This window comes from Streptomyces sp. NPDC007917, assembly GCF_042959105.1.
Lineage (GTDB): Bacteria > Actinomycetota > Actinomycetes > Streptomycetales > Streptomycetaceae > Streptomyces.
Window position 1 is genome coordinate 200717 of sequence record NZ_JBIBKK010000011.1, and the last position, 8957, is coordinate 209673.

Here is an 8957-nt window from a genome sequence, read left to right on the forward strand (position 1 = left end):
GCCATGGCATACGGTGTGAAGATCGCCAAGGGCGACGCCCGTAAGGCTGCCGCCGTCAAGCGCCGTCACATCCGCGTCCGCAAGCGGATCTCCGGTACCCCGGAGCGTCCCCGCCTCGTGGTGACGCGTTCCAACCGTCACATGGTGGCGCAGGTCATCGACGACATCGCGGGCCACACGCTGGCCTCGGCGTCGACCCTGGACGCGTCCATCCGTGGCGGCGAGGGTGACAAGAGCGCACAGGCCAAGCAGGTCGGCGCCCTGGTCGCCGAGCGGGCCAAGGCGGCGGGCGTCGAGGCCGTCGTGTTCGACCGCGGTGGCAACCAGTACGCCGGGCGTATCGCCGCTCTGGCGGACGCCGCCCGCGAGGCCGGGCTGAAGTTCTAGCCCAGGTCCCTACGCACAGCGGACAAAAACGAGAGAGGTAAATCCAATGGCTGGACCCCAGCGCCGCGGTGGCGGCGCCGGTGGCGGCGAGCGGCGGGACCGGAAGGACCGGCGGGACGGCGGCGCTGCTGCCGAGAAGACCGCTTACGTCGAGCGCGTTGTCGCGATCAACCGCGTCGCCAAGGTTGTGAAGGGTGGTCGTCGCTTCAGCTTCACCGCGCTGGTCGTGGTGGGCGACGGTGACGGCACCGTGGGTGTCGGTTACGGCAAGGCCAAGGAGGTGCCGGCCGCCATCGCCAAGGGTGTGGAGGAGGCCAAGAAGCACTTCTTCAAGGTCCCCCGGATCGCCGGCACCATCCCGCACCCGATCCAGGGTGAGGAGGCCGCGGGTGTCGTGCTGCTCAAGCCGGCTTCGCCCGGTACCGGTGTGATCGCCGGTGGCCCGGTGCGCGCCGTGCTGGAGTGCGCGGGCATCCACGACGTGCTCAGCAAGTCGCTCGGCTCGTCGAACCCGATCAACATCGTGCACGCCACGGTGGCCGCTCTGCAGGGCCTGCAGCGCCCCGAGGAGATCGCCGCCCGTCGTGGTCTGCCGCTCGAGGACGTCGCCCCCGCCGCTCTGCTGCGGGCGCGTGCCGGGGTGGGTGTGTGAGCATGGCCCGCCTGAAGATCACGCAGACGAAGTCGTACATCGGCAGCAAGCAGAACCACCGCGACACCCTGCGTTCGCTCGGCCTGAAGAAGCTGGGCGACACGGTTGTCAAGGAGGACCGCCCCGAGTTCCGCGGCATGGCCCACACCGTGCGGCACCTCGTGACGGTCGAGGAGGTCGACTGACATGGCGGACAGCAACAACCCGCTGAAGGTCCACAACCTCCGGCCCGCCCCGGGCGCCAAGACCGCCAAGACCCGTGTCGGTCGTGGTGAGGCGTCCAAGGGTAAGACCGCTGGTCGTGGCACCAAGGGCACCAAGGCCCGCTACCAGGTTCCGGACCGCTTCGAGGGTGGGCAGATGCCCCTCCACATGCGGCTCCCGAAGCTCAAGGGCTTCAAGAACCCGTTCCGCACCGAGTACCAGGTCGTGAACCTGGACAAGCTGGCCGCGCTCTACCCGCAGGGTGGCGAGGTCACGGTGGCCGACCTGGTCGCCAAGGGCGCGGTGCGCAAGAACCAGCTCGTCAAGGTGCTGGGCACCGGCGAGGTCTCCGTGGCGCTCCAGGTGACGGTCGACGCCGTCTCCGGCTCCGCCAAGGAGAAGATCACCGCCGCTGGAGGCACGGTCACCGAGCTCGTCTGAGAGCGGTGGCACACCTGGCCGGGGATGCCCCAGATTCGGGGCATCCCCGGTTGGTCGTTCCAAGGGGGGCCAGGTCGCCGGTAAGGTGGCGTGCGTTGTTACCTTCCGCGCGGTCCGTCTCGCGCGGGCCCTTGACCGATAACTATTCGTCGATCCTCAAGACCGTCACCTCTCGCGCCTGACGCGGGGGGCGCAGGAGGCACCGTGCTCACCGCGTTCGCCCGGGCGTTCAAGACGCCCGACCTGCGCAAGAAGCTGCTGTTCACGCTGGGCATCATCGTGCTCTTCCGGCTCGGGCAACACATCCCGATCCCGGGCATCGACTACCGCAACGTCCAGACCTGTATCGATCAGGCCAAGGGCCAGCAGGGGCTCTTCGGCCTGGTGAACATGTTCAGCGGCGGTGCGCTGCTGCAGATCACCGTTTTCGCGCTCGGGATCATGCCGTACATCACGGCGAGCATCATCCTGCAGCTGCTGACCGTGGTGATCCCGCGCCTCGAAGCCCTCAAGAAGGAGGGCCAGTCGGGTCAGGCGAAGATCACACAGTACACCCGCTACCTGACCGTGGCGCTCGCCATTCTGCAGGGCACCGGCCTGGTGGCCACGGCCCGCAGCGGCCAGCTGTTCCAGGCCTGCACGGTCGGCAACCAGATCGTCCGGGACGACGCGATCTTCACCACGGTCGTCATGGTCATCACGATGACCGCGGGCACGGCGCTGATCATGTGGCTCGGTGAGCTGGTCACCGACCGCGGCATCGGCAACGGCATGTCGATCCTGATGTTCGTCTCCATCGCGGCCGGCTTCCCGAGCGCCATGTGGACGATCAAGCAGCAGGGCAAGATCATGGGTGGCTGGCTGGAGTTCGGCCTGGTCGTCGCCTGCGGTCTGGTCATGGTCGGCCTGGTGGTCTTCGTCGAGCAGGCCCAGCGCCGTATCCCGGTCCAGTACGCGAAGCGCATGATCGGCCGTCGCTCGTACGGCGGTACCTCGACCTACATTCCGATGAAGGTCAACCAGGCGGGTGTGATTCCCGTCATCTTCGCGTCCTCGCTGCTTTACATTCCCGCACTGATCGTTCAGTTCAGCGGGTCCAAAGCGGGCTGGGCCACCTGGATCGAGACCAATTTCGTCAGGGGCGACCACCCCTACTACATCACCACGTACTTCCTGCTCATCGTCTTCTTCGCCTTCTTCTACGTGGCCATCTCCTTCAACCCCGAAGAAGTTGCCGACAACATGAAGAAGTATGGTGGGTTCATTCCTGGCATCCGGGCAGGTCGTCCCACGGCTGAGTATCTGAGCTACGTGCTGAACCGCATCACGTGGCCCGGCTCCCTCTACCTGGGGCTGATCGCCCTGGTGCCCACGGTGGCGCTGGTGACGCTCAAAGCCAATCAGAACTTCCCGTTCGGCGGGACCAGCATCCTGATCATCGTGGGTGTCGGCCTGGAGACCGTGAAGCAGATCGAGAGCCAGCTTCAGCAGCGACACTACGAAGGGTTCCTCCGCTGATGCGAATCGTCCTCGTCGGGCCTCCTGGGGCTGGCAAGGGTACGCAGGCCGCGTACCTCGCCAAGAACCTGTCGATCCCGCACATCTCCACGGGCGACCTGTTCCGCGCGAACATCAGCCAGGGCACGCCGCTCGGCCGGCAGGCGCAGGAGTACATGCGGGCCGGCCAGCTGGTGCCGGACGAGGTCACCATCGGCATGGCCGAAGACCGGATGCGCCAGCCGGACGCCGCGCAGGGCTTCCTGCTGGACGGCTTCCCGCGGAATCTGCCCCAGGCCGAGGCGCTGGACGAGTTCCTCCGGGAGAACCAGATCGCGCTGGACGCGGTGCTGGACCTCGAGGTCCCCGAGGACGAGGTCGTCCGGCGCATCGCCGGGCGGCGCATCTGCCGCAACGCCAGCAGCCATGTCTTCCACGTCACCGGCGCGCCGCCGAAGACCGAAGGTGTGTGCGACGAGTGCGGCGGCGAGCTGTACCAGCGCGAGGACGACAGCGAGGAGACCGTCCGCAAGCGGCTGGAGGTCTACCACCGCGAGACCGAGCCGATCATCGACTACTACAAGACCAAGGGCCAGGTCGTGACGATCCCGGCGCTGGGCAAGGTCGCCGAGGTCACCCAGCGGGCCATGGACGCGCTGGCGGCCAAGGCGGCCTGAGGTCGGTCAGGTCCTACGAGCCGGTCCACGGCCGCGGTGCCCATCGGGCGTCGCGGCCGTACTGTTGTGAGTCAGGCGTCGGCGTGGTGAGCGGCGGCAACGACGGAGAAGCGGGAAGGCAGTCCTAGTGGTGGAGATAAAGACCCCCGAGCAGATCGCGAAGATGCGTGAGGCGGGACTGGTCGTCGCGGCCATCCACCAGGCGACGCGCGAGGCGGCCGTCCCCGGCGCGTCGACCAAGGACCTGGACGACGTCGCCCGCAAGGTGATCGCCGACCACGGCGCCAAGTCGAACTTCCTCGGCTACGGGGGCTTCCCCGCGACCATCTGCACCTCGGTGAACGATGTCGTGGTGCACGGCATCCCGGACCAGGAGACCGTCCTCAAGGACGGCGACATCATCTCCATCGACGCGGGCGCGATCGTGGACGGCTGGCACGGCGACGCCGCCTTCACCGCCTTCGTGGGCACCGGCCACGCTCCCGAGCTGTACGAGCTGAGCCGGGTGACCGAGGAGTCCATGTGGGCCGGGATCGCCGCGGTCCGCAAGGGCAACCGTCTGGTCGACATCTCCAAGGCCATCGAGGGCTACATCCGGCGCCAGCCGCGCCCGGCCTCCGGCAAGTACGGGATCATCGAGGACTACGGCGGCCATGGCATCGGCAGCCAGATGCACATGGACCCGCATCTGCTGAACTACGTCTCGAAGAAGCGCGGCAAGGGCCCGCGGCTGGTCCCCGGCTTCTGCATCGCGATCGAGCCCATGGTGAGCCTGGGCACCGCGAAGACCCACGTCCTGTCCGACGACTGGACGGTCAAGACGGACGACGGCACCTGGTCCAGCCACTGGGAGCACTCGGTCGCGCTCACCGAGGAGGGTCCGCTGGTGCTGACCGCCGTGGACGGCGGGGCGGCCAAGCTCGCCGAGTACGGCATCCAGACCGCCCCGGACCCCCTGGCGTAAGATCCCGATCGGATTGATGATCTCCGGTTCCGGGCATGCTGCCCCGGATTCGTGTTTCCCGATGCGCTGACGTAGACTGACACGTCGGCTCACGCATGTCCTTCGGCATGTCGCGAACCGATCAAGGTAGCCGATCCCGAAAGCAGGACATGGCCAAGAAGCAAGGCGCCATCGAAATCGAGGGCACCGTGATCGAGTCTCTGCCGAACGCGATGTTCAAGGTGGAGCTCCAGAACGGTCACAAGGTCCTCGCGCACATCAGCGGCAAGATGCGTATGCACTACATCCGCATCCTGCCGGATGACCGGGTCGTCGTGGAGCTGTCTCCGTACGACCTGACGCGCGGACGGATCGTCTACCGCTACAAGTAGATCTCACGACCCGGAGAACCTCACACCCATGAAGGTCAAGCCGAGCGTCAAGAAGATCTGCGACAAGTGCAAGGTGATCCGCCGCCACGGTCGGGTCATGGTCATCTGCGACAACCTGCGCCACAAGCAGCGCCAGGGCTGATCCACGCCTGACCGCACGACCTGCACTTCGCAGTATCTTCGCGCGACGCAGCAACATACGTACATACGCAGTCACCCGTTCCCGCGTCCCGTGGGAACGACACCCCCGGTCGGAGGCCGGGGACCCGGCGGCCGCCGCGCGGCGGCCGGGAGTGGTGCTGCGGAAGACCTCCGACAACCATCTGGAGCCAGATTCATGGCACGCCTCGCAGGCGTTGACCTCCCGCGCGACAAGCGCGTCGAGGTCGCCCTCACCTATGTCTTCGGCATTGGCCGCACCCTTGCCCAGCAGACCCTCGCCAACACCGGCGTGAACCCGGACACCCGCGTTCGCGACCTGGCCGAGGAGGACCTGGTCAAGATCCGCGAGTACGTGGACAACAACATCAAGACCGAGGGTGACCTCCGTCGCGAGATCCAGGCCGACATCCGCCGCAAGGTCGAGATCGGCTGCTACCAGGGTCTGCGTCACCGCCGCGGCCTGCCGGTCCACGGCCAGCGCACCAGCACCAACGCCCGCACCCGCAAGGGCCCGCGTCGCGCCATCGCCGGTAAGAAGAAGCCGGGCAAGAAGTAGTCCGCACCGGACGCTGTTCAAGCGGTCCGGCTGTAGGACCGACCACCTCCACGGGAGATACACCGAATGCCTCCGAAGAGCCGTACGGCCGGCGCCAAGAAGGTGCGCCGCAAGGAGAAGAAGAACGTCGCCCACGGGCACGCTCACATCAAGAGCACGTTCAACAACACCATCGTCTCGATCACCGACCCGACCGGGAACGTGATCTCTTGGGCCTCGGCCGGCCACGTCGGCTTCAAGGGTTCGCGCAAGTCCACTCCGTTCGCCGCGCAGATGGCCGCCGAGTCGGCCGCCCGCCGCGCGCAGGAGCACGGCATGCGCAAGGTCGACGTGTTCGTCAAGGGTCCGGGCTCCGGCCGTGAGACCGCGATCCGCTCGCTCCAGGCCACCGGCCTGGAGGTGGGCTCGATCCAGGACGTCACTCCGACTCCGCACAACGGATGCCGCCCGCCCAAGCGTCGGCGCGTCTGACCAGCTGAAGTAGGAGAGATACCAGAAAATGGCGCGTTACACCGGGGCCGACTGCAAGCGTTGCCGTCGGGAGAAGCAGAAGCTCTTCCTCAAGGGGAGCAAGTGCGAGAGCGCGAAGTGCCCGATCGAGATCCGTCCTTACCCCCCGGGTGAGCACGGTCGCGGGCGCACCAAGGACAGCGAGTACCTGCTGCAGCTCCGTGAGAAGCAGAAGGCCACCCGCATCTACGGTGTCCTTGAGAAGCAGTTCCGTGGTTACTACGCGGAGGCGAACAAGAAGACCGGCAAGACCGGTGAGAACCTTCTTCGCATCCTCGAGTCGCGGCTGGACAACGTGATCTACCGGGCCGGCTTCGCCAAGTCCCGCGACCACGCCCGGCAGCTGGTCCGCCACGGGCACATCAATGTGAACGGCCGCAAGACCGACATCCCGTCGGCCCGCGTCGCCGTGAACGACATCATCGAGGTCCGCCCGAAGTCCCGGACCCTGACCCCCTTCCAGGTGGCTCAGGCCGAGGCCGGCGAGCGCACCGTGCCGGCGTGGCTGGAGGCCATTCCGTCGCAGCTGCGGATCCTCGTCCACTCGCTGCCCGAGCGCCAGGTGATCGACACCCAGGTGCAGGAGCAGCTGATCGTCGAGCTCTACTCGAAGTAACCACTACCTTCGGTAGTAGCTCCGGCTACGGGCGGTACGAGCCGTTTGGCCCGTGCCGCCCGTACCATCGTCAGTACAGAGGGCGTCATATAGCGGGCGCCCACGACTGAAGGATCAAAACACCATGCTGATCGCTCAGCGTCCTTCGTTGACCGAAGAGGTCGTCGACGAATTCCGCTCCCGGTTCGTGATCGAGCCGCTGGAGCCGGGCTTCGGCTACACCCTCGGCAACTCCCTGCGTCGTACGCTCCTCTCCTCGATCCCCGGTGCGGCTGTCACCAGCATCCGGATCGACGGGGTCCTGCACGAGTTCACCACCGTGCCGGGCGTCAAGGAGGACGTCACCGACCTCATCCTCAACATCAAGCAGCTGGTCGTCTCCTCCGAGCACGACGAGCCGGTCGTGATGTACCTGCGCAAGCAGGGCCCCGGCCTGGTCACCGCCGCTGACATCGCCCCGCCGGCCGGTGTCGAGGTGCACAACCCCGACCTGGTCCTGGCCACGCTGAACAGCAAGGGCAAGCTGGAGATGGAGCTGACCGTCGAGCGTGGTCGCGGCTATGTCTCCGCCGTCCAGAACAAGCAGGTCGGCCAGGAGATCGGCCGGATCCCGGTCGACTCCATCTACTCGCCGGTGCTCAAGGTCACCTACAAGGTGGAGGCGACCCGTGTCGAGCAGCGCACCGACTTCGACAAGCTGATCGTCGACGTCGAGACCAAGCAGGCCATGCGCCCGCGCGACGCCATGGCCTCGGCCGGTAAGACCCTGGTCGAGCTGTTCGGCCTGGCCCGCGAGCTGAACGTGGACGCCGAGGGCATCGACATGGGCCCGTCCCCGACGGACGCCGCCCTGGCCGCCGATCTGGCGCTGCCGATCGAGGAGCTCGAGCTCACCGTCCGCTCGTACAACTGCCTCAAGCGCGAGGGCATCCACTCCGTGGGTGAGCTCGTGGCGCGGTCCGAGGCGGACCTGCTCGACATCCGTAACTTCGGCGCCAAGTCGATCGACGAGGTCAAGGCCAAGCTGGCCGGCATGGGCCTGGCGCTCAAGGACAGCCCGCCCGGGTTCGACCCGACCGCGGCCGCGGACGCGTTCGGCGCGGACGACGACACGGACGCCGGTTTCGTCGAGACCGAGCAGTACTGAGCTCCGGGGCCCCGAGCTCTCGCGTTCGGGGCCCTGAGCTGTGCCTGAAGACTTCCGGCGGGCACTCGCCCGTCGGTAACTGACACCGGTACCTCGTACGGCCGGTGCAGACCAAAGGAGAAACAATGCCGAGGCCCACCAAGGGCGCCCGTATGGGCGGCAGCGCGGCGCACGAGCGGCTGATGCTGGCGAACCTCGCCACCTCGCTGTTCGAGCACGGCCGTATCAAGACCACCGAGGCGAAGGCCCGCCGCCTGCGCCCGGTCGCGGAGAAGCTGATCACCAAGGCGAAGAAGGGCGACCTTCACAACCGCCGTCTGGTGCTCCAGACCATCCGCGACAAGAGCGTCGTCCACACCCTCTTCACGGAGATCGGGCCGCGCTACGAGAACCGGCCGGGCGGCTACACCCGCATCACCAAGATCGGCAACCGTCGTGGCGACAACGCCCCGATGGCGATCATCGAGCTGGTCGAGGCGCTGACCGTGCAGCAGCAGGCCGTCGGCGAGGCCGAGGCCGCCACCAAGCGCACCGCGAAGGACGCTGCGGGCGACCAGGCGCTCGAGGGCCTGAAGAAGGACGAGGCTGCCGAGGCCACCGAGGCTCCGGCCGAGGCCGCCGAGGCCGAGGCCCCGGCGGAAGAGTCCAAGGACGCCTGAGCCTGTCCCCGCTCGCGCGGGGGTGAGTCGAACGCCTGAGCGCGTTCTGACGGCTTGAGGTGACGGGCCCGCTCCCAGCTACTTGGGGGCGGGCCCGTCCCATATGGAGAGGAT

At 67.2% G+C, this 8957-nt stretch carries 14 protein-coding genes; all 14 read left to right on the top strand.

Annotated elements, in window-relative coordinates:
* Positions 1–3 precede the first annotated feature (3 nt).
* The 14 genes from rplR (at position 4) to rplQ (ending at position 8843) form a co-directional block, all read left to right on the top strand.
* Positions 4–387, top strand: coding sequence for a 50S ribosomal protein L18 (rplR, locus tag ACFZDL_RS23640; protein ID WP_353592315.1), 384 nt, complete (start codon positions 4–6; stop codon positions 385–387).
* 46 nt (positions 388–433) lie between these two features.
* The gene (gene rpsE, locus ACFZDL_RS23645; RefSeq protein ID WP_030835127.1) at positions 434–1039 is read left to right on the top strand and encodes a 30S ribosomal protein S5; all 606 of its coding nucleotides are present in this window, start codon (positions 434–436) and stop codon (positions 1037–1039) included.
* A 2-nt stretch (positions 1040–1041) separates the two neighbouring features.
* A complete protein-coding gene (gene rpmD, locus ACFZDL_RS23650) occupies positions 1042–1224 on the top strand; it encodes a 50S ribosomal protein L30 (RefSeq protein ID WP_065963017.1) in 183 nt (60 codons plus the stop codon).
* Position 1225: 1 nt separating this feature from the next.
* Positions 1226–1684, top strand: a complete 459-nt coding sequence (rplO, locus tag ACFZDL_RS23655) for a 50S ribosomal protein L15 (RefSeq protein WP_353592316.1) — start codon at positions 1226–1228, stop codon at positions 1682–1684.
* 204 nt (positions 1685–1888) lie between these two features.
* Complete coding sequence (secY, locus tag ACFZDL_RS23660; RefSeq protein ID WP_353592317.1) at positions 1889–3202, top strand: preprotein translocase subunit SecY; 1314 nt, start codon at positions 1889–1891, stop codon at positions 3200–3202.
* Entirely contained in the window at positions 3202–3858 is a 657-nt protein-coding gene (locus tag ACFZDL_RS23665) for an adenylate kinase (protein WP_353592318.1), read from the top strand. Before secY ends, ACFZDL_RS23665 begins: the two co-directional genes overlap by 1 nt.
* Before the next feature lie 127 nt (positions 3859–3985).
* Positions 3986–4822, top strand: coding sequence for a type I methionyl aminopeptidase (gene map / locus ACFZDL_RS23670; protein WP_353592319.1), 837 nt, complete (start codon positions 3986–3988; stop codon positions 4820–4822).
* Positions 4823–4971: 149 nt separating this feature from the next.
* Entirely contained in the window at positions 4972–5193 is a 222-nt protein-coding gene (gene infA / locus ACFZDL_RS23675; RefSeq protein WP_003956442.1) for a translation initiation factor IF-1, read from the top strand.
* A 28-nt stretch (positions 5194–5221) separates the two neighbouring features.
* Positions 5222–5335 carry a 50S ribosomal protein L36 gene (gene rpmJ / locus ACFZDL_RS23680; RefSeq protein ID WP_003956441.1) on the top strand — a complete coding sequence of 38 codons (114 nt, stop codon included), beginning with the start codon at positions 5222–5224 and terminating at the stop codon, positions 5333–5335.
* Between the two features lie 195 nt (positions 5336–5530).
* Entirely contained in the window at positions 5531–5911 is a 381-nt protein-coding gene (gene rpsM, locus ACFZDL_RS23685; protein WP_060945198.1) for a 30S ribosomal protein S13, read from the top strand.
* Positions 5912–5977: 66 nt separating this feature from the next.
* Positions 5978–6382 (top strand): 30S ribosomal protein S11, encoded by a 405-nt coding sequence (rpsK, locus tag ACFZDL_RS23690; protein ID WP_009715860.1) that lies wholly within the window; start codon positions 5978–5980, stop codon positions 6380–6382.
* A 28-nt stretch (positions 6383–6410) separates the two neighbouring features.
* On the top strand, positions 6411–7037 hold the full coding sequence (gene rpsD, locus ACFZDL_RS23695) for a 30S ribosomal protein S4 (RefSeq protein ID WP_353592320.1): 627 nt from the start codon (positions 6411–6413) through the stop codon (positions 7035–7037).
* 124 nt (positions 7038–7161) lie between these two features.
* Positions 7162–8184: a DNA-directed RNA polymerase subunit alpha gene (locus ACFZDL_RS23700; protein WP_353592321.1), complete on the top strand. Its 1023-nt coding sequence runs from the start codon at positions 7162–7164 to the stop codon at positions 8182–8184.
* A gap of 125 nt (positions 8185–8309) precedes the next feature.
* The gene (rplQ, locus tag ACFZDL_RS23705) at positions 8310–8843 is read left to right on the top strand and encodes a 50S ribosomal protein L17 (protein WP_353592322.1); all 534 of its coding nucleotides are present in this window, start codon (positions 8310–8312) and stop codon (positions 8841–8843) included.
* Positions 8844–8957: the final 114 nt, after the last annotated feature.